This window comes from Arthrobacter castelli DSM 16402, assembly GCF_000430705.1.
GTDB lineage: Bacteria > Actinomycetota > Actinomycetes > Actinomycetales > Micrococcaceae > Arthrobacter_C > Arthrobacter_C castelli.
In genome coordinates this window covers 1-18,004 of the sequence record NZ_AUMN01000028.1, presented here as the reverse complement: position 1 = coordinate 18,004, position 18,004 = coordinate 1, and the positions used below count along the sequence as shown (strand labels likewise).

The window sequence follows — 18,004 nt, the reverse complement described above, 5'->3', positions numbered from 1 at the left end:
AATAACTAGTTATGGTTGTATTGGCTTCAGCAGGTGAAATGACCGCGTATCGATCGATCCAAGGAGCACATCATGGCTGACGAAAAACGAGAGAGCACTACCTATGCCGAACTGCAGCAACGTTGGCATGGCTGGGGATCGCCCGTAGGCCTGGGACTCGGGCTGTTCCTAGCAGCAGCGGCGATTGCGGCGTTGATGGCTGCAGCATCATTGTTCGTTCCCTAACCATCCGTTCCCTCTTCAACATTCGAAAGTGCCGTACCTATGGACACCTCACATCAGCCCAACGATGGGCAGTCGGCCATGACTCACACCCGCCGGCGGCCGCTGGCCGGGCCGGCGGCGGCCTGCCTGCTCACCGGAACCATCATGTACGTCGCCGCGACGGCATTCCATGGCAATCCGCCGATCACCGATGCGGCCGCGATGCTGGACCTTGTCGCTGGCCGCCCATTCTGGCCCGCCGAGCACTACCTGAATATCGGCGCCGTCATCCTGTGGATGATCGGGTTCACGCTGATGGGCACCTCACTGCCCGACGACGAAGCGCGGGGCATCAGGAAGTCAGCACACGCAGTCATCATCGCCGGCACAGCAGTGTTCAGCGTGTACTTCGCTTTACACGCTCTTGGACTGGAATCCCTCAGCTCCCAATGGGTCTCGGCGGATGCGGCCGGTCGCGCCGACGCTGAACTCGCCGCCACGGCCGTGATAGCTGTCCTCGGTGCGCTGGCCTTTGTCGCCCAGGCAATGCTGGGGATATCAATTCTGCTCTACGCCCTGGTGCTTGTGCGGACGTCCTTGTATCCCTCATGGCTTGGCTGGACCGGCGCCGTGGCAGGTAGCGGATGGTTCGTCGGGGCCATGGCCATGAACTTCGCCATTATCGTTCCCTTCACCCTCGTCACCTGGGTATGGATCGTACTGCTGTCCTTGACGCTCGTCCAACGACGAACAGCCGCGAACTCACGGCCACGCTGAACATCAGCAGCACCACTTCCTTCCATGAGGAGAACAAGTATGTCGTTTTCGCGTGTCTGCGGTGTCGCCGCTATCGGATTCGCCGCAATCATCCTCCTTGTAAATGCGCTCGTGCTAGTACCTGCGGGCATGCCGACGACCGGCGCGGCGATCAGCGACGTGGTCACGTTCTTCAGCACGGAAAGCACTGCGATTGGTCTGGCTTCCGCTTTCACTGCCCCCGCCTGGGTGTTGGCCACCCTGTTCGGGGCCGGCGCTGTCGCGGCTACGTGGCGATCAGAGTATGAGAGGGGGGAGGCATGGTCTCTGGTGGGGCTCGCCGGCCTGATCCTTCAGAATGGCAATTTCGTCGCCGTTATCGCTGTCCGGTTAGCTCTCGCCTCAACGGCGGCCGACGATCACAACGTGACAGTCGGACTGTGGGCGTTGCAGGAAGCGCTGTTCACTCTCAACGGCACCTTTTTGGCGGTGGCACTCATTGGCCTGTCGCTCAGCGGCCAGCGCAGCGGACTGATCCGGCCATGGCACGCGGCAATAGGGTTCACCGCCGCCGGGTTACAGTTCAGCTCCGCGGTTCTGACCCCGCTGATAATGGACCGGGGCGGTTTCCTGGGGCTGCTCGGCCTGGCCGGCTGGCTACTCTGGGTCGTATGGATCGTCATCTACGGCATCGTCCTGATCAGGCTGGCCCCAAGTACCCGAGGACCCAGATCCGGCAACAGGCGGCTGAAATAACCTTCAGGGCGGATGCTCACCCCCGGGCAATGGGCGGCGGCGCTTGGGCACCAGGGACCGGGTTCACCGCAGGCGTCTTGCCGGGTTGCTTGTGTTGGCTGTCTGTTAGGAATTGACCAGGACGGTGTCGTGACGGGCGAAGAGGTTGGCCCATTCATCGTCAGTGAGTGTGTGGCCACTGGCGGCAAGCTCGGTGAGTTCGGCGAAGTAGGCTTCGCGGTCGGCTCCGGGAGCGAGCATCATCAGCATTGATGCTGGTGCGCCGGATGTGTTGGTAAAGGCGTGGATGCCGCCGGGCGGGACGTAGATGAGATCTCCGGGATGGGCATTGAACCAGTCGCGTCCGTCGTAGAGCCGGACGATGCCGTTGAGGACGTAGAAGGTCTCGGAAACGCTGCGGTGGAAGTGCGGAGACGGTCCTCCTGACGTGGCGCTCATCTCCCATCGGAAGAGGCTGAACAGGCCGTCGGTCTGGTGGGTCGATGCGAGGTAGTGGCCGGCGGTTCCCTTGGCGGTGGTGTAGCCGGGTGGTTCAGAACTGGTGCGGACTTGTGCGCTGGCTTCGCCTTGTTTTGCGAGGTAGCGGGGCTGGGGGTAGCTCATGGCAGCTCCTTTGCGATATGTGACTTGGTTACTGCAGTTTCGGCACATTGGGCTCAGCTCTCTTGAGTAGGTGCAATGTTGGGGTAGCCGAACAGGTTCGTCGGGTCGTAGGTGGCCTTGACGGCCTGTAACTGCTGATAGTCGTCGGGGGAGTACGCGGAGGCGATCTTGGAGGGGTGTGGCAGCCAGCTCAGAAAGCTTCCTCCGGTGGCGTGGCGGTCAAGTCGGCCAGCCAGTGCGTCCATGTATGTGTCTACGGCGTTGACCTGCGGTTGTTCGAGGCCGTCGAGGGGCGCCGATACCAGGACGCAGAAGGAGGCATCCCGGCCACCGACCGGTCCCGCGTGATGAGACGGGCGGGCCATGGCTCCACCGAAGTGTCGGATCTCGACGACTTTTACCGGCGAATCGGCGGTGTCGGCTGGCTGGCCCGCCGCATCGTTGAGGGCTTCGATGGCCGCGTCGGGCAGCTGCTGATACATCGCCAGATGTCCGCGGTTGGATTGCGGCGGTGGCGGGTCGATCATGTCGCGGGCCAGGTATGTATAGCTCATGTCGGTCAGCTCTCCCATCAGGGGTGGCCCGGCTGCGTCGCGCAGCGGGGAGAGCAGCCGTTCGGCCCGTTCAGCGTCGCCCAGGTAGCAGACCCGCAGCGCGAGGACCCGCTTGCCGCGGATCGGCTCGGGCACGCCCTGGACGTCGGGAATCGGCATCATCATCAGCGCGGTGTTCATCTCGTCGGGCTGGCCGAGTGCCCAGTCCCGGTAGCTGGCAATGGTGCTTGGCATGCTGTCGAACAGAAGCATGCCACCGTATACGCTACTGACCGGGTACAGCTGCACTTCCATATCGGTGACTACGCCGAAGTTGCCGCCGCCGCCGCGCAGCGCCCAGTGCAGTTCGGGATTGTTCTCGGCATCGGCGGTGCACAACTGTCCGCCGGAGGTGACGATGTGCGCGCGGACCAGACTGTCCGCGGCAAACCCGTAGGTGCGCGACAGCCACCCGTGCCCACCTCCGAGAGTGTAGCCAGCCACTCCAACGGTTGGCGAGGATCCCGACAGCGGTGCGAGGCCGTAGCGGCCGGCTTGACCGATCACGTCACCCCAAGTCGCCCCGGCCCCGACGCGTGCCACCCGCCGGGACGCGTCAACGTGAACGGTGTTCATCCCAGCGGTGTTGATCATGAGTGCACCATCGGCGGGGTCGGCGCCGTGGCCGGTGCCCTGCACCGCCACACGCAGCCCATACTCACCAGCCACGCGGACAGCGGCCCGTACGTCACTGGGCGCGATTGCCTCGACGACGATGGCGGGACTGGGGTTGATGGTCGTGTTCCAGGGCTGCCGTGCTGCATCGTAGCGCTCTTCGCCGGCCATGTGTACCGAACCAGAGGCTGTCTGGCGCAGGGCCTCCGCAATGTCGTGCCGGTTGGGCCCGGCTCGCTTCGTAGTATCCACGATGTAAGTCCTCCTTGCTTTCGTTTGAGAGTCCGGGTTCAGCAGAGCCTTGGCAGCGATCGGTGTGGTGGCGCCATCGGTACTCCGCCATAAACGGACAGGTGTTCAGTAATGAACTCTTCATTCGATAGTCTTGGTGGTCAACAGTCAATCCGGTGGAAATGTCCAATTCCGAACACCGGTGGGGACATTGTTCGAACTCTTGGAGGCAGCCTTCATGAACACGACACCGGACCGTCGGGTCCGACGCACCCAGCAAGCTATCGAGCAGGCACTGCTGTCCCTGGTCGTCGAAAACGGTTACGAGGCAGTCACGGTGCGAGACATCATCGATCGAGCCGACGTGGGCAGGTCGACGTTCTATTCCCACTACACCGACAAACACGACCTACTGCTCTCCTGCCTGGACCGCATCGAGCAACTTCTCGCCCCCGCTCCCGGACCGGTTACCGGGACCGGGATGAGGTTTAACCCAGGACTCTTCGCCGGCGTCGCTCAACACAGCCAGCTCTATCGCGCTCTCACACCTCGGCGGAGCGCCTCTGCGCTGGTGCAAGCCCGCGTTGAGGCGCTCCTGTCAGAGGCCCTTCGCAGCAGGCTGGCTGCCTTGCTCCCCGCCGGGCACGCACCGGCGGTGCCACTGGAGGTAGTAGTCCACTCGATGGTCGGCGCCTACCAGGCCCTGCTATCCGGATGGCTCAACGGCGACATCGCCGGTGACTACTCCGCCGCCGCAATGGAAGAAATGTTCCAAATCATCGCCGACGCCGCCATCTCCTCGGCATTGGACCTAGACATCTCATAATGACCAATCAGGCTGCGCCTCGTTCCGGTTGCTGATCCTCAACCTGGTCTGGTCTGTCACTTCACGGTCATCAGGAACTAACTCGATCTGGCCTTGGGGCTGGTCGAAGAGGAAGTCCCAGGTTTCGTCGTAAGCATCGATGCCGCGCACGGTGGTTGGACGGGCGTCCTTTCGTGCGGTGGATACGCCAGTGGTCACCTACTGACTCCCGCGTGCACCGGCGACAGTCGAGGTGAGTGCGAGCGTCGGGCCATGTGATGGCAGCGGGTCGGAGTGTTCGCGGTCTGAGCTTGGCATCATCGCCGACCAGTCCTGGTTTCGCTGACATGGCAACCGACGCCGACCTATCAACGCTCACCGTAACCGCCTGAAAGTCTTTTCGGTGCGCGACTGCCGGCTGATTCCGCGGGTCGCTACTGCACGGCTCCGGTCGCTTTTTGACGTAGTGCGACTACGTCGAAAAGATGATGCCTGCTGGCGGAGTGCGGGTGCAGAATAGGGTCATGCCAACTTCCGGTGCTGATCATCTGGCCGATGACCACCACGGTCAGTATCCTGAGCCGCCGCCCGAGGCATTCGCCGAGCGGCCGTTCAGCGTCATGCTGTGGGCCCTGCGCGTCGTGTCCTCGATACTGATGCTTCTGTTGGTCGCTCAGGCGCTGTTGGCGGCCCTCTTCGTTGAGGGCAACGTGTCGATGCTGACCATGCACGGCATCAACGCGTTCTTCATCACTGTGGTCATTTTCGCGTGTTTCGTGCTCGGCATCTTTTTCGCCACTGTCTCCCGCGGCGCGTGGTGGCCCATGGTCGCCGGGGTGCTGCTCTGGCTGGGCCTGTTCGTCCAGGAGATCATCGGTTATACGCGTGTCGTCGGGCTGCACATCTTTGCCGGTGTGTTGCTGATCTCGGTGTGCTCGATCTATTGCTACGCGCTCTGGCGGCATGTGTATCGTCCCCGCCCGCGCCGCCGGGAGCGTTTCCGCGAACAGCCCGTTCGGCCGGCCGTGGATCAGCCGGGGAGGCAGCCGTGAGCCGCACCGTCAACCGCCGCCAGTTCCTGACCGCCGCAGGCATTGGTGCCGTGGCCGCCGGGACCGTCACCGGATGCGATTCCCTGTTCACGCCCAAGGGTCCGGTTTCCGGTGCCACGGGCACGGTGATGTCCTCCGCCGTCGAGCTTCCGCCCCGGTTCGACGCCGAACTGCCGAAAGTCCCCGTGCTCGAGCCGGTGCGATCGGCGGGCGGGGTCGACCACTATGAGGTGACGCAGCGGGCGGCCGATGCGCAGATCCTGCCCGGGTTCACGACGCAGATCTGGGGGTATAACGGCATCTTCCCCGGACCCACGATAGAGGCGCGCAGCGGCAGGCAGATCGAGGTGACGATCCATAACGAGCTGCCCGTTCCCACCTCGACGCATCTGCACGGGGGCGTCAATCCCCACGATTCGGACGGCTATCCCACCGATCTGATCGTCCCCGACGGATACGATAAACGAGTGGATGCGGCGATGCTGAGCATGCACGCCCGGCAGGCTGCTGGCACCGGCAACGGCCCCCAACAGGGCCGGGTGCCCCAGAAGCCGGACCCGCAGGTCTGGAGTCTGCACCCGGACAGCAGGACCTATCGGTACCCGCTGGAGCAGCGCGCCGCGCCCTTGTGGTACCACGATCACCGGATGGATTTCTCCGGCCCGCAACTCTGGCGCGGCCTCGTCGGGTCGGCCTTCGTGCGGGATGAGGAGGAGGACTTCCTGGACCTGGCGGCGGGAGATAAGGAACTGTCGCTGCTGATCTGCGACCGGTCCTTTGACGCCGACGGGCAGCTGCAATACCCGTCGAAGGACCCGCAGCTTCACGATCCGGGCGGCGTGAAGTCCGCCTATATGGACGGGGTGCTCGGCGACGTGCTGCTCGTCAACGGCGCGCCGTGGCCGGTGAAGCGGGTGGCCAACACGAAATACCGTCTGAGGCTGCTCAACGCCTCCAACGCCCGGGTGTACCAGCTCACCTTCCGCGCCGGTAACCGGGAGTTGCCCATCACCCAGATCGGCTCGGACGGCGGGCTGCTGGTTGCGCCGCAGCGGCTTCCGTCCATCCCGATGTCCCCGGCCGAGCGGTTCGACGTCGTCGTCGACTTCTCCGCTTTGCCGGTCGGCACCGAGGTCGTGGTCGCCAACTCCGTGGGCTCGGGGCCGGCCGGTCAGGTGATGAAGTTCGTCGTGGACCGCGCAGAAACCGATACGACGACGATTCCCGACCGGCTCTGTCGGTCCTATCGGCGGCTGGACCGGAAGGACGCCGTGGGCGTGCGCACCTTCGACTTCCGCCTGAGCACCGGCGATATCTGGACCGTTAACGGTGAACCCTTCGACCCGCGCGAATCGCTGGCCACACCGAAGCTCGGCACGGTGGAGCTGTGGCGGTTCACCAGCGACTTCAATCATCCGGTGCACACCCACCTGGCGCATTTTCAGGTGCACTCCCGTGACGGTGGCAAGCCGAACCGGCACGACGCCGGGTGGAAAGACACCGTGAACGTCACCCCGTACGGCGTCGTCGAAGTACTCGTCGAATTCACCGGTTTCCGCGGCAAGTATCTGGTGCACTGCCACAATCTCGAACACGAGGACATGGCCATGATGGCCAACTTCACGGTGGTATGACGTTCGCGACCGTGCCGCTACGGTCCCAGGAGACGAAGGGTCTAACTCCCGTGCCGCCGCCGGTCTGGCCATATCCTGACAAACTCATCGATGGGGTTCGTGGTCCGGAGGTGGGACCCAGTGCTCGGCGGGGTGGTTGTAGAACTCCATCATGGCCCACTTTGGTGCCGGTTTGGACTTTGGCAGTGCCCGCGAGTCCGGACCAGATGACGCGCCGTTCCGGTGAGGATTCTCGGTTGGGACGGTGGGGCTCAGGTCGGCTCGGTCGTGAAGGATGCAAGGAGTGGTGCCGCGCTAGGATCGGGTGATGTTTTCAGGAGCTTTCCTGCGCGGTGCCGGTGTCGTTGCCGCGGCAGCCTCCCGGCCGGTCATGGCTACGTCGATCGGTGCTTTGGGGGTGGCCACCTCGGGGCTCTTTGTGGCGCTGTCGGCCACGTCGCCGGGCACGGCGTCCTTTTTCCGGTGTTTACTGGCGATTCCTCTGCTGGTGCCATTGGCGGTGGCCGAGCGCCGGAGGGTCGGGGTCATGACCCGTGCCCAGCTGGGCTGGGCAGCAGCGGCCGGTGTCCTGTTCGCCGCCGATGCCCTGCTGTGGACCCAGGCGATCTACGAGGTGGGAGTCGGCCTGACTGCCGTGTTGGTCAACACCCAGGTCGTGATGGTGCCGCTGTTGGCAGTCGTCATTGATCGCGAACCGGTCTGTCGACGGTTTTTGATGATTCTTCCGTTCATCGTTGTCGGCACGCTGCTGACCGGTGGTGTCTTCGAGACCGGTGTGACCGGTTCGGCTCCCGTGCTTGGCACGATTCACGCTGTTCTGGCCGCACTGTGTTATTCGGGATTCTTGTTCTTGCTGCGCCGCGGTGGTCCTGACCGGCCACCGGTTCAGTCTTACGTGGTCATCATGGTCTCAGCCGCGGTCGTTGCCGCGGTGGCGGGGTCGGTGTGGGGTGGCTTCGATCCCGCACCGGGTTGGGCGGCGACCGGTTGGCTGGCTCTGACTGCCGTGGCTGGACAGGTGCTTGGCTGGCTTCTCGTGGCCATAGGCACTCCAAGGCTGCGTGTCGAGGTTGGATCCGCCCTGCTGTTACTGACCCCAGTTGGAGCTCTGCTGCTGGCCGCCGTCGTACTCGATGAAGTTCCTTCAATACTGCAAATCCTCGGGTGCCTGGTGATCCTTGGCAGCGCCTACATCACAGCTGCCGGCCGCCACCGAGACACCACACGCGACGCCAACTAACGACCGGTCAGGGGTATGCCGCTGCCGGGCGTTAAGTGCGGATCGACCCATACTGGCCAGGCCCGGTGTCCGGATGCCCTTAGGAAGTGATTGTGTGTGTCGCTCCAGGAGGCTAGCCCACCCAGGTATTTATAGATGGTGCCCGCTGAGGGATCGGCGTTGATCTCGGTCCGTATCGCCTCTGAGAGGACCTTGCGGGTCAGGAAGGTGGCCGAGGGTCGTCGCCGGCGAAGCCGTACTCCGAAGCGAGGTCGGCGACGGGAACGGTCTTGCCGGCGTGTCGTGCCACGTTCGGGTCTTGTAGGAGGGCGCAAATCGCGCGGCCGCAGAACTCGACGGGGTCGGTACCGGGCGGGAGGTCGTCACCGAGCGCGGCGGTGATCGCTTCAGTGCCGGTGACTCCGGGAGAGAGGGTCACCGCGGTGACGCCGTGCCGGGCCAGGTCTTTAGCGAGCCCGTAGCCGAGTCGGCTGATCGAGGTCATGGCGAGGTCGTAGAAGAGGTGGTCGGCCAGGATGTCGTCCTTGTTCTGCTCTGCGTAGCCGGTGAGCACGGCCAGCCCGCGGCGCTCGATCAGCAGGGTGCGGCGTGCCAGGCGGTCAAGGCGTGGCCGCGAAGGCCGGCGTCGATCATGTTGTGCCAGTGCTGCCACGGCAACGTCCAGAATGGGCCTCCAGCGAAGGGCAAGGCGTTCCCGTCGAATGCGTTAGCGACGAGCAAGTCGAGGCCGCCGCGCTCGGCGCGCACCCGTGCGAAGAGCGAATCGACGGCGGAGTCCTGGGTGACGTCGACCGACACAGGGATGGCGTGGCCGCCGCGATTTTCGACCTGTTCAGCAGTGTCCTCCACGGTGCCCGGCAGCTCGGAATGGCGTTGGTTCCGGGTTTCACGATCGGCAACATAGATTGTTGCGCCAATGTCGCCGAGTGCCAATGCGATGCCCCGGCCGATCCCGCGTGCTGCGCCGGTGACCACGGCCACGACAGACCGCGTCGAACTCTTGGTCCTGTCGGTTGAGGTCACCGTCTCTCCTCAGAAGTAAAGCACGTGGCCGCTGCAGCAGGGTGCTCCTGACCGACATTCTGCATTCGCCCCTGCCACGACCGCAAGAGGATCCTCCAAATGACCACGGGTCGCAAACCGGACGAAGGTATGATTGTGGCGGCCAAGAGTGTTCGCGTTTCCCCGCCACCCCTTTCTGGCCGAATAATTTTGCGGCCCAAAGGTCCTTGACCTGAGAAGGCGTCGACGACCGTCCGCTGAATAGGATGTGGGTCGACTGTAGGAATATGACACGAAAGTGGGAATTTCACTGTCAACAGCCGAAGTATAACCGCAGGTCACAGCCCTATGCCAATGACAAGTAGAACGGGATCCTACAGTTCTGGTGTAGGATCCGCAGTTTCGTGATCTTTTCCGCGTTTCATGATCCCGGCGTGGTCTTTTCCGGATTTCGTGATCCAAGGGAGCAGACTTGTTGTATGGGTCAGGCTGTTGGTCTGGATGTCACTGCTGAGTATCTTTGTCGTGATCGCGGCGAGGTGAGTACGGCTTGGCTCAAAGCGGATCCGGCCTCGATTATTGCCGGTCGTCCAATTCGGGTTCCCGGATCTCATGCCGGCCAATCGAATTACCCGGGATTGTTTTGGTCCTCGACCATGGACGCTCATCTTTGCTACGAGAGCCTGTTGGAGCTGGACTGGTTGTGGCTTGCTGATTTCGATAAGCATGTCACTGCTATCGCGAGCCAGCCGTTATGGATTCACGGTCATATCGACGGCAAGGCCAGGCGTCATGCACCGGATTTCCTGCTGAATTCCTCAAAGCACTGGTACGTGGTGGTTGATGTGAAACCGGCAGTGGCCGCAGACCGTCCTGAAGTCCGCGAAGTCTTTCGTTGGACTGCCTCTTTATGCGCCGCCCGCGGCTGGGGGTACGAGGTGTGGACCGGCGCTGATGCCCAGATGCTGAGAAATATCCGATTCCTTGGTTCGGCCCGCCGGTCGGAGTTGGTCCACGATTCGGCTGTTGCTGCGGTGCTGGCATGCTTTGAGCCAGGGATGACGATCGAGGCGGTGACACGGTCCGCCGCTGGTTTCGGCCGACCGGCAACGCAGGCTGCTGTCCTGCATCTGCTGTGGCGACAGATATTGCAGACGGATCTGGACGTGCCACTGTCAGCGGGCAGTGTGCTGGATATCGGGATGGGAGCAGCTCATGTCGAGCATTGAAGTGCGTGCCGGTGCCAACGTGTGGTTTGACGGCGCCATGTGGCAGGTCGATGAAGTCACCGGAGCCGGGGTGCGGATCCGCAGCGGCGGGACGGTGCGGGAAGTTCATGTTGGCGCGTTCTCAGAGTCGGCCGGCGGCTGCTGGCTGGGGCCCCAACCTAGACCGGTGTCGGACCGCGCACGTGTTCGTTACCTGGTGCTTGGGTGATCGGTGGCAGCATCAGGCCATGGCCAGTGCGAACAAGTACGTGAGGTATCAGGCCGCGTTGCCGAATCGGCGAGGCACCCACCCTGGTGTCTTCGCCCTTGTCAACGGCTTGGCCAAGGACGGCGAGCTGTCATCTGCTGATCTCATCTGGTGGCGGGAGAGCAACGACTGGTGCAATGCCGCTTATCCTGATCCTGGCCGCGTTGATCCCAGTATCTACGACAGCACGGTCAATCCGGTCACGCAGGCATGGTTCAAATCGTCGGCCCGGCACCTCCTCGACAAAGTTGATAGCTATCTCGCATTGCTCCACCGCTACAGCGTCGAATGTGAGCACGTCATGTCCGATGATCCGGGAAGACTCATTTATGAGGACGAATTCCAGATAGTCGTCGTGCCCCACTGACGACCTTTCTGTTCACAGTCGTCGGCTGTGGTGCTGCTCCAGCGGGGTTGGCTTCACCACGATCTTCGTTCCCACCCTGAAAAAGAAGACACAACCGGTCGAAGAGCCCAGGACCCAAAGCACCATGTGAGCACGAGCAGCAGTGATGATGACAACTAAAACCGGCTCCTACACTGTCATCCTGTCTCCGACCGCGAGCCCATGGCGCGGGACGCATCTGAGTCATGTCCGGCACCGGTTAGATCTCCGGTGTGGTTTGTGATCCCGTGTCGTCGGCAGTGGTATTCGGGTGTGACGTCGCTGGGGTGACGTGCCGGTACCGGTTGGTGGTGAAGAAGACGGCGACGATAGCGCCGACAAGGGTTATGGCGCCGCAGGCGAGGATGGCGGTGTTGGCTGCCTCGACAGCGGTCACCTCGGGGGTGGTCTGGGTTTGCTGTACGGCGCTGGTCACGACGATACCCAGTTCGAATCCCAGGGTGACGGCCGCGTACGATACAGCTGAGGCGATGCCGGACCGTGCGGTGGGGATGTTGCGCAGCGCCCCGCTGGTGGTCGGGCCGTACTGTGCCCCAAGTCCGGCCCCGATGATTGCCAAGGGAGCGATGAAGAAGGTCCATTCTTTGTCCGGGGACAGGTGGGCCAGCCAGAACAGGCCAGCGCCGGCTACGAGGAATGCAGGGATGACCAGCCATCTCAAATCGACCCGATCGGACAGGGCCCCTGCCAGGGGCCCCGTGGCTGCCGCGCCGACGATGATGGGCAGTAGCAAAAGACCGCTTTGCAGGGCCGAATACCCCAGCTGGGCCTGCATGAAAAACAGCAGTGGCAGAAAGATCCCGGCGCTGACGAACTCCCCGGCCCCGCGCAGGAAGCACCCAACAGAGAACAAGCGATCGCTAAACAACTCCAGATCCACCAAGGGATTCCGCACCCGACGCTCGGTGACAATGAACAAGGCCAGCAAGAGAACCGCGGCGACGAAGGACCCGACGATCACTGGTGAGGCCCAGCCGAACCGCTGTCCCTCGACGATGGCGAAAACCAGAGCGAACAACCCGCCACCGCTGAAGATCACGCCGGGAAGGTCAATTCTGCGCGATGCGTGTTCGTCGCGGGATTCCGGGATCAGCAGCAGCGCCATGGCGACCGCAACGACGCCGATGGGCACATTGATCCAGAAAATCGATTCCCACCCCAGGCTGCTGGTCAGCAGCCCGCCCACGATGGGGCCGACCACGCTGGCCAACCCTGCGGCTTGACCCTCGATGCCGAAGGCTAAGCCGAGCTTGCCGGATGGGAAGGTTGCCTTGATCACTGCGATGATCGCGGGTTCAACGATGGCCGCTCCGATACCTTGCACCACCCGCGCGCCGATGAGTATCTCGATCGACGGGGCCACCGCTGAGGCAACAGAGGCCAGAGTGAACACCGTCATCCCGATCACGAACAGGCGGCGTCTGCCGTAGAGGTCGGCGAGCTTGCCGAATAAGAGCAGCAGTCCGGCAAAGGTGAGGATGAACGCTCCCGGCACCCACGCGGCGAGATCGAGGCTTGCCCCCAGGTCCTGCCGGATTGCCGGTAAGGCGATCAGCACGACGGTGACGTCCAGGACGATGATAAACATGCTCAGCGTCAACATCGCCAGGTTGGCCCACTGCCGCGGCGCCAACGAACCCAGGCCGGTGTGACTGGTGCTGCTGTGTGATTCGCTCATCGGATTCTCACCCCTTCCGCGGATAGAAGCCGGATATGTGCAAGGTTTGCTATGGTCGGCCGCTGACGTCGCCACCGCCGCCGCTTAGCAGAGCCAGCAGCGTCTCGACCGACGCAGTCACGTCGAGCCGGGGATCAACCAGGGCGTGCATCAGTAGCCCGTCCCCAGCCCCGGCAATGAGGCTCGCCACGGCGGCCGGGTCGGCGTCGGCGGCTACAGCACCGCGGTTTTGTTCGCTCCGGACCAGCTCGGCCAACAACTGACGGTAGTCGCGCAGCAACGTGACCATACGCTCGCGTAGCGCGGGATCACGCCCGGACTCCCGCAGGGTCTCCAGCAGCATGGCCGACACCACCGGATCGAACGACTCGCGATTGCCGACCGAGGTTTTGATCATCCCGAGAAGTTCCACCAGGGTTTGCACATTGGCGAGTTCCCTCAGCGGGAAGATGGCCTCGACTGTCTCCAGCGCGGCCTGACTGAGCAGCTCCTGCTTGCCACGGAAGTGATAGCTCACCGCCCCCAACGGCAGCCCGGCGCGCTCCGCCACCGCCCGCGTGGTTACCCGTCCCCAGCCGGCCTCGGCAATTAACTCCGACGCAGCCGTGAGCAGCCGCTGCCGAGTCTCCGCAGAGCGGGGTCGCGACCCACCCACTTGTTCAAATGAACTGTTCATATGTACAAGCATAGACAATGCGTTCGACCGCTGTAAACACTGTGACCAGGTAGTTTTCGACCGGCATGCAGACCGGCGACACGCGCGTCATAACGGCTCCCGCCCTCCACGCTCACCGCCGTGGTGTGTTGGGCCGGATACACCGTTAATTCCACAGTTCCGAATCGCCCGACCCTCAAATGAGACACCGGTGATGTGAAGCTCATGAGTTTCGCCGCGTTGCCACATTCCCGCTTGTATCTGGTATCTAGGTACGGGTTTATCGTGAAAGTATGCGCGAAACAATTTCAGCAACCTGGCGCCTGAGGCCTGCACACTACCTATCGCAGAGCAACCGTTGCGTGTCGTCGAGTTCGAAAGTCTCTTCGCTGTTTCGAGGCTTCGCGTGGAACGCATCACGCCCTTCCATGGACGCGTAACTCTTGGAAAAACCAGTGAGATCCTCCGGTGGACACCGCCTCTACGATGTCGATGACGTCACCAAAGTGCGGATTATCAAGGCCGCCCAGCGGCTCGGATTCACTCTCGATGAGGTGATCGGGCTTCTTGAAGTGTCAAAACGCCGCCACGGTGCGGATTCGTGTCGGGATGCGGCACGAGACAAACTGGCCGATGTCGAAAGACGAAGAGCAGATCTTCAGGTCATCGCATCGACGCTGCGGGAGACGATCGCGGCAGAATGCACGGATCTGCAGTCATGTGCAGCTGCCGTGAGGTGCCCGATCCCCTTCGAGGGTGCAGACCATAACCAGCCTTTGTGAAGCGATGATCATCGACTTGATTGATGAGTGTTGGCTACCAGGGGTAGTCCATTTTCTAACCGAGTGAGCAGCTACCGTTCCATCTAGGCTTGGTGGGTGGGCATGACTCGATTGGTTGACATCATGGAGCGCCGCCAGGTCGCTCTCTACCTGCTGGCGATTGTTATAGGAGGTGCTTTCGGCTGGCTGGTCCCGGACGCATCGGAACCCCTCGAACACGCCATCAATCCTGTCCTGGGATTGCTGTTGTTCGCGACTTTTCTGGGGATCCCCTTCGCATCGGTGGGGAAGGCGGTACGTGACGGCCGCTTCATGGCCACAGTCTTAGTCCTGAACTTTGTGCTGGTTCCAGTCGTGGTCTTAGCCTTGTCCCGGTTCGTAGCCGATAACCAGGCCCTTCTCATTGGGGTGATGCTGGTATTGCTGACTCCCTGCATCGACTACGTCATTGTGTTCTCCGGGTTGGCCGGCGGCTCCGGCGAGAGGCTCCTTGCCGCGGCGCCGCTGCTCATGCTGACGCAGATGCTGCTGTGCCTGTCTATCTTCTGCTGTTCATCGGCCCCGGCATTGTTGCAGCTATTGAACCTCAGCCCTTTATCGAGGCCCTAATCGTGCTGATCATCATCCCACTGTTGTTGGCGGCCGTTACCCAATGGTGGTCGAGGCGTGCCGCAGCCGGACGGCGGGTGATGGGGGTAATGCAGGCCCTGATGGTTCCGCTCATGATGCTGACCCTGGCCGTCGTCATCGGGTCGCAGATCGTCGGTGTCAGCAACGAACTCACATCCCTGGTGGCCGTGGTCCCCATTTACGTGGCTTTCCTGGCCGTGATGGTTCCCGTCGGCTTGGCTGCGGCACGGGTCGCCAAATTAGATGCTGGAAGTACGAGAGCAACCATTTTCAGCGGGGCCGCCCGCAACTCATTAGTGGTCCTCCCACTAGCGCTTGCCCTGCCCGACTCGCTGGCTCTGGTCTCACTCGTCGTCGTCACCCAAACACTGATCGAACTCATCGGCATGGTGGTCTTCGTCAAATTCATTCCACGCATCGTCAAAGCGGATCACCGCCTCTTACCGAGCTGAATCAGGCCTTTCGCTCGGTGACCATTGTGATTCGAAGGATCCAGCGTGCGCAGAAAAAGACTCGCTTTGGCCGTCCCGCCAGCCGATCGGCCTGGGGGACACTCTAGCGCGTGTCGCCCTCCGCTGACGTGCGGACCGCCACCTGGCGGCCCCTGTTGATAGCATTTCATCCATGATAGAGGTGGTGCGGCGTCTTATGGGGCCTGATGTCCCCATCGAGGAACGTGCGCTGGTCACGCTGCTCGGCGCGCACTATATCGACCACCATGCAATGGCCGCCGAAGACGCTCAGCGCTGGTCCCCGGAGCAATGGGGCCGGGCGATGTTCGAGGACCGCCGATCGCTGTTGCAGCGCACGCGTGACCTCGGTTTCCTTGGCGCGCTGTTGAGTTCCCCCCAACCGGAGGGCCGTGTCGCTGGCTGGACGGTGGACGACACCACGGCGGGGTGGCTGCGCATGGAGTCGACCTCGCAACTGACCAGCGACCAGGTCGTCGTATGCGTCCACGCTGAGGGAGTCACACTTACCACCGCTGTCCGGTATGAGCGGAGCATCTCCCGCATTGCGTGGCGGCTAATCTCAACCCAGCACCGCCGGTTCGCTCCGACGGTGCTGCGTCGGGCTCACCGCCTGCTGGCTTCCCGCGGCAACCCACCGATACCGAGTTGAGCGCCAGCTGGGCATTGGCATCAGAGGATCCGTTGATCCGCATACGGATCCTCAATTGACACCCCGCGCAGCCGGGCAAAAGCGTGGTTGTGGCGGCCAAGCCAGAGGTGTTTGCAGTTGCCGCCAACAGTTACTGGCCGAATATTTATACAGCCTTGGACCCTCGAAAGGTGACGGCGTTGGTGGTCACGAGATGGAAAGCGCGTGGGAGTGGCTTTAGGAAAATGTCACGAAACGCGGAATTTCAGCGCGGGCAGCCGAAGTAAAACTGCAGGTCACAACTCTGCGCCGATGACAAGTAGAACGGGATCCTACAATGTCACTGCTGAGTATCTTTGCCGTGATCGCGGCGAGGTGAGTACGGCCTGGCTCAAAGCGGATCCGGCGTCGATTATTGCCGGTCGTCCAATTCGGGTTCCGGGGTCTCATGCGGGGCAATCGAATTACCCGGGATTGTTTTGGTCCTCGACCATGGATGCTCATCTTTGCTATGAAAGCTTGTTGGAGTTGGACTGGTTGTGGCTTGCTGATTTCGATACGGATGTTACTGCTATCGCGAGCCAGCCGTTTTGGATCCATGGTCATATCGGTGGCAGTGCCAGGCGTCATGCACCGGATTTCCTGCTGAATTCATCAAAGCGCGGGTATGTGGTGGTTGATGTGAAACCGGCAGCGGCAGCAGAGCGTCCTGAAGTCCGCGAGGTCTTTCGTTGGACTGCTTCTTTATGCGCGGCCCGCCGCTGGGGGTACGAGGTGTGGACCGGTGCTGATGCCCAGATGCTGAGGAATATCCGATTCCTTGGTTCGGCCCGCCGGCCGGAGTTGGTCCACGATTCGGCTGTTGCTGCGATGCTGGCATGCTTTGAGCCTGGGATGACCGTCGACGCCGTGACACGGTCCGTCGCTGGTTTCGGCCGACCGGCAACGCAGGCTGCTGTCCTGCATCTGCTGTGGCGACAGGTATTGCGGACGGATCTGAACGTGCCGTTGTCAGCGGGCAGTGTGCTGGATATCGGGATGGGAGAAGCTCATGTCGAGCATTGAAGTGAGTGCCGGTGCCAACGTGTGGTTTGACGGCGCCATGTGGCAGGTCGATGAAGTCACCGGAGCCGGGGTGCGGATCCGCAGCGGCGGGACGGTGCGGGAAGTTCATGTCGGCGCGTTCTCAGTGTCCGCTCTGGTGATCGGCCAAGAGCCTCCTGCAGATCCACCGGATCCGCTGGCCTTGGTGCTGTCGAGCCTCGATCGGAAGGGGCTGGAACAGCTCCGGGGCATGGAGCCGGTCCTGAAGCGGGTTATTGAGGCACGCGATCATGGTGCCGCTGCTGGACCTTTGTATGTGGAGGCGGCCCAGGAATTGGGCATCTCCGTGCCCACTTTGAAGAGGAAGCTGAGCGGGTATCGGGACGCAGGGTTGGGCGGTCTCGTCGATAGCAGGGTGACCCGGAAGTACGATTCGCGTGTTGATCCGCGGTGGGATGCGGCGTGTGTGCAGGTTCTGGATGCGGCGGTGTATGCCTCGACGCCGACGAGGGATGCGGTGATCCGCCGGGTCAATGCCGAAGTGGCCCGGGTCCATGGTGAGGGCGTGGTTCCGGCGCCGGGGAAGACGGCGGCCTATCGGAGGCTTAATGAGTTGGCCAAGGGCAGGCATTCGTTTGGTTCGGGGCGGGGACGCCGATCGGTGGCTGAACGGCCAGAGGGCGTGTATGGGCGGTTGAATCCGTCGTATCCGGGCGAGTACGTGTTGTTGGATACGACGCC

20 protein-coding genes and 2 pseudogenes are annotated in these 18,004 nt (G+C 62.5%); 15 read left to right on the top strand and 7 right to left on the bottom strand.

Going from position 1 to position 18,004, the window contains the following annotated elements; genetic code table 11:
• Positions 1–72: 72 nt before the first annotated feature.
• From H535_RS29495 to H535_RS0119335, 3 genes are read left to right on the top strand one after another with little or no spacing between them, the layout of a single operon-like run.
• Positions 73–225 carry a hypothetical protein gene (locus H535_RS29495; protein ID WP_169728275.1) on the top strand — a complete coding sequence of 51 codons (153 nt, stop codon included), beginning with the start codon at positions 73–75 and terminating at the stop codon, positions 223–225.
• Positions 226–264: 39 nt separating this feature from the next.
• The gene (locus tag H535_RS26770; protein ID WP_051299565.1) at positions 265–981 is read left to right on the top strand and encodes a hypothetical protein; all 717 of its coding nucleotides are present in this window, start codon (positions 265–267) and stop codon (positions 979–981) included.
• Between the two features lie 39 nt (positions 982–1,020).
• On the top strand, positions 1,021–1,716 hold the full coding sequence (locus H535_RS0119335; RefSeq protein ID WP_035770228.1) for a hypothetical protein: 696 nt from the start codon (positions 1,021–1,023) through the stop codon (positions 1,714–1,716).
• A gap of 105 nt (positions 1,717–1,821) precedes the next feature.
• Here H535_RS0119335 and H535_RS0119330 read toward each other — a convergent pair whose 3' ends face one another.
• A complete protein-coding gene (locus H535_RS0119330; protein ID WP_026820839.1) occupies positions 1,822–2,319 on the bottom strand; it encodes a cupin domain-containing protein in 498 nt (165 codons plus the stop codon).
• Between the two features lie 53 nt (positions 2,320–2,372).
• A complete protein-coding gene (locus H535_RS26765) occupies positions 2,373–3,779 on the bottom strand; it encodes an FAD-binding oxidoreductase (RefSeq protein WP_155838791.1) in 1,407 nt (468 codons plus the stop codon).
• Positions 3,780–3,996: 217 nt separating this feature from the next.
• On the opposite strand from H535_RS26765, the gene H535_RS30225 reads away from it, so the two are divergent.
• A complete protein-coding gene (locus tag H535_RS30225; RefSeq protein WP_155838790.1) occupies positions 3,997–4,584 on the top strand; it encodes a TetR/AcrR family transcriptional regulator in 588 nt (195 codons plus the stop codon).
• Here H535_RS30225 and H535_RS29185 read toward each other — a convergent pair.
• A complete protein-coding gene (locus H535_RS29185; protein WP_155838789.1) occupies positions 4,579–4,782 on the bottom strand; it encodes a hypothetical protein in 204 nt (67 codons plus the stop codon). The two genes, H535_RS30225 and H535_RS29185, sit on opposite strands and share 6 nt — an antisense overlap.
• 305 nt (positions 4,783–5,087) lie before the next feature.
• Here H535_RS29185 and H535_RS0119310 point away from each other — a divergent pair, with 305 nt between their 5' ends.
• The 3 genes from H535_RS0119310 to H535_RS0119300 all read left to right on the top strand — a co-directional run bounded on the left by H535_RS0119310 (position 5,088) and on the right by H535_RS0119300 (position 8,489).
• Positions 5,088–5,615 (top strand): hypothetical protein, encoded by a 528-nt coding sequence (locus H535_RS0119310; RefSeq protein ID WP_026820838.1) that lies wholly within the window; start codon positions 5,088–5,090, stop codon positions 5,613–5,615.
• Complete coding sequence (locus tag H535_RS0119305; RefSeq protein WP_026820837.1) at positions 5,612–7,249, top strand: multicopper oxidase family protein; 1,638 nt, start codon at positions 5,612–5,614, stop codon at positions 7,247–7,249. Before H535_RS0119310 ends, H535_RS0119305 begins: the two co-directional genes overlap by 4 nt.
• A gap of 307 nt (positions 7,250–7,556) precedes the next feature.
• Positions 7,557–8,489, top strand: coding sequence for a DMT family transporter (locus H535_RS0119300; protein ID WP_035770224.1), 933 nt, complete (start codon positions 7,557–7,559; stop codon positions 8,487–8,489).
• A 199-nt stretch (positions 8,490–8,688) separates the two neighbouring features.
• On the opposite strand, the gene H535_RS28030 is transcribed toward H535_RS0119300, so the two are convergent.
• Positions 8,689–9,141 (bottom strand): Rossmann-fold NAD(P)-binding domain-containing protein, encoded by a 453-nt coding sequence (locus H535_RS28030; protein WP_155838788.1) that lies wholly within the window; start codon positions 9,139–9,141, stop codon positions 8,689–8,691.
• A complete protein-coding gene (locus H535_RS28025; RefSeq protein WP_081416826.1) occupies positions 9,063–9,512 on the bottom strand; it encodes an SDR family NAD(P)-dependent oxidoreductase in 450 nt (149 codons plus the stop codon). The genes H535_RS28030 and H535_RS28025 overlap by 79 nt, the downstream gene beginning before the upstream one ends.
• 383 nt (positions 9,513–9,895) lie before the next feature.
• Between H535_RS28025 and H535_RS26750 the strand changes: the two genes are divergently transcribed.
• The 3 genes from H535_RS26750 to H535_RS0119275 are packed head-to-tail and all read left to right on the top strand — an operon-like array spanning position 9,896 to position 11,334.
• Positions 9,896–10,720 (top strand): TnsA-like heteromeric transposase endonuclease subunit, encoded by an 825-nt coding sequence (locus H535_RS26750; RefSeq protein ID WP_155838787.1) that lies wholly within the window; start codon positions 9,896–9,898, stop codon positions 10,718–10,720.
• Positions 10,707–10,928, top strand: coding sequence for a hypothetical protein (locus H535_RS0119280; protein WP_026820835.1), 222 nt, complete (start codon positions 10,707–10,709; stop codon positions 10,926–10,928). The genes H535_RS26750 and H535_RS0119280 overlap by 14 nt, the downstream gene beginning before the upstream one ends.
• A gap of 19 nt (positions 10,929–10,947) precedes the next feature.
• Positions 10,948–11,334: a hypothetical protein gene (locus H535_RS0119275; RefSeq protein ID WP_026820834.1), complete on the top strand. Its 387-nt coding sequence runs from the start codon at positions 10,948–10,950 to the stop codon at positions 11,332–11,334.
• A 238-nt stretch (positions 11,335–11,572) separates the two neighbouring features.
• Here H535_RS0119275 and H535_RS26745 read toward each other — a convergent pair whose 3' ends face one another.
• Complete coding sequence (locus H535_RS26745) at positions 11,573–13,051, bottom strand: DHA2 family efflux MFS transporter permease subunit (RefSeq protein ID WP_051299560.1); 1,479 nt, start codon at positions 13,049–13,051, stop codon at positions 11,573–11,575.
• A 49-nt stretch (positions 13,052–13,100) separates the two neighbouring features.
• On the bottom strand, positions 13,101–13,727 hold the full coding sequence (locus H535_RS0119265) for a TetR/AcrR family transcriptional regulator (protein WP_035770222.1): 627 nt from the start codon (positions 13,725–13,727) through the stop codon (positions 13,101–13,103).
• 434 nt (positions 13,728–14,161) lie between these two features.
• Between H535_RS0119265 and H535_RS26740 the strand changes: the two genes are divergently transcribed.
• The 5 genes and pseudogenes from H535_RS26740 to H535_RS0119235 all read left to right on the top strand — a co-directional run.
• A complete protein-coding gene (locus H535_RS26740) occupies positions 14,162–14,488 on the top strand; it encodes a MerR family DNA-binding protein (protein ID WP_211236637.1) in 327 nt (108 codons plus the stop codon).
• A 102-nt stretch (positions 14,489–14,590) separates the two neighbouring features.
• Positions 14,591–15,570 (top strand): annotated as a pseudogene (locus H535_RS26735) (arsenic resistance protein).
• Between the two features lie 172 nt (positions 15,571–15,742).
• Complete coding sequence (locus H535_RS26730) at positions 15,743–16,240, top strand: hypothetical protein (RefSeq protein ID WP_155838786.1); 498 nt, start codon at positions 15,743–15,745, stop codon at positions 16,238–16,240.
• Between the two features lie 204 nt (positions 16,241–16,444).
• Positions 16,445–17,284 (top strand): TnsA-like heteromeric transposase endonuclease subunit, encoded by an 840-nt coding sequence (locus tag H535_RS26725; RefSeq protein ID WP_155838785.1) that lies wholly within the window; start codon positions 16,445–16,447, stop codon positions 17,282–17,284.
• Positions 17,271–18,004 (top strand): annotated as a pseudogene (locus H535_RS0119235) (integrase); the annotation flags it as partial. The gene H535_RS26725 and the pseudogene H535_RS0119235, both read left to right, overlap by 14 nt.

What these genes read in the sequence shown, in the direction of transcription:
- H535_RS29495 (WP_169728275.1), top strand. Translation starts at nt 73, where the DNA reads ATGGCTGACGAAAAACGAGAGAGCACTACCTATGCCGAACTGCAGCAA.
- H535_RS26770 (WP_051299565.1), top strand. Translation starts at nt 265, where the DNA reads ATGGACACCTCACATCAGCCCAACGATGGGCAGTCGGCCATGACTCAC.
- H535_RS0119335 (WP_035770228.1), top strand. Translation starts at nt 1,021, where the DNA reads ATGTCGTTTTCGCGTGTCTGCGGTGTCGCCGCTATCGGATTCGCCGCA.
- H535_RS0119330 (WP_026820839.1), bottom strand. Translation starts at nt 2,319, where the DNA reads ATGAGCTACCCCCAGCCCCGCTACCTCGCAAAACAAGGCGAAGCCAGC.
- H535_RS30225 (WP_155838790.1), top strand. Translation starts at nt 3,997, where the DNA reads ATGAACACGACACCGGACCGTCGGGTCCGACGCACCCAGCAAGCTATC.
- H535_RS0119310 (WP_026820838.1), top strand. Translation starts at nt 5,088, where the DNA reads ATGCCAACTTCCGGTGCTGATCATCTGGCCGATGACCACCACGGTCAG.
- H535_RS0119300 (WP_035770224.1), top strand. Translation starts at nt 7,557, where the DNA reads ATGTTTTCAGGAGCTTTCCTGCGCGGTGCCGGTGTCGTTGCCGCGGCA.
- H535_RS0119280 (WP_026820835.1), top strand. Translation starts at nt 10,707, where the DNA reads ATGTCGAGCATTGAAGTGCGTGCCGGTGCCAACGTGTGGTTTGACGGC.
- H535_RS0119275 (WP_026820834.1), top strand. Translation starts at nt 10,948, where the DNA reads ATGGCCAGTGCGAACAAGTACGTGAGGTATCAGGCCGCGTTGCCGAAT.
- H535_RS26745 (WP_051299560.1), bottom strand. Translation starts at nt 13,051, where the DNA reads ATGAGCGAATCACACAGCAGCACCAGTCACACCGGCCTGGGTTCGTTG.
- H535_RS0119265 (WP_035770222.1), bottom strand. Translation starts at nt 13,727, where the DNA reads ATGAACAGTTCATTTGAACAAGTGGGTGGGTCGCGACCCCGCTCTGCG.
- H535_RS26730 (WP_155838786.1), top strand. Translation starts at nt 15,743, where the DNA reads ATGATAGAGGTGGTGCGGCGTCTTATGGGGCCTGATGTCCCCATCGAG.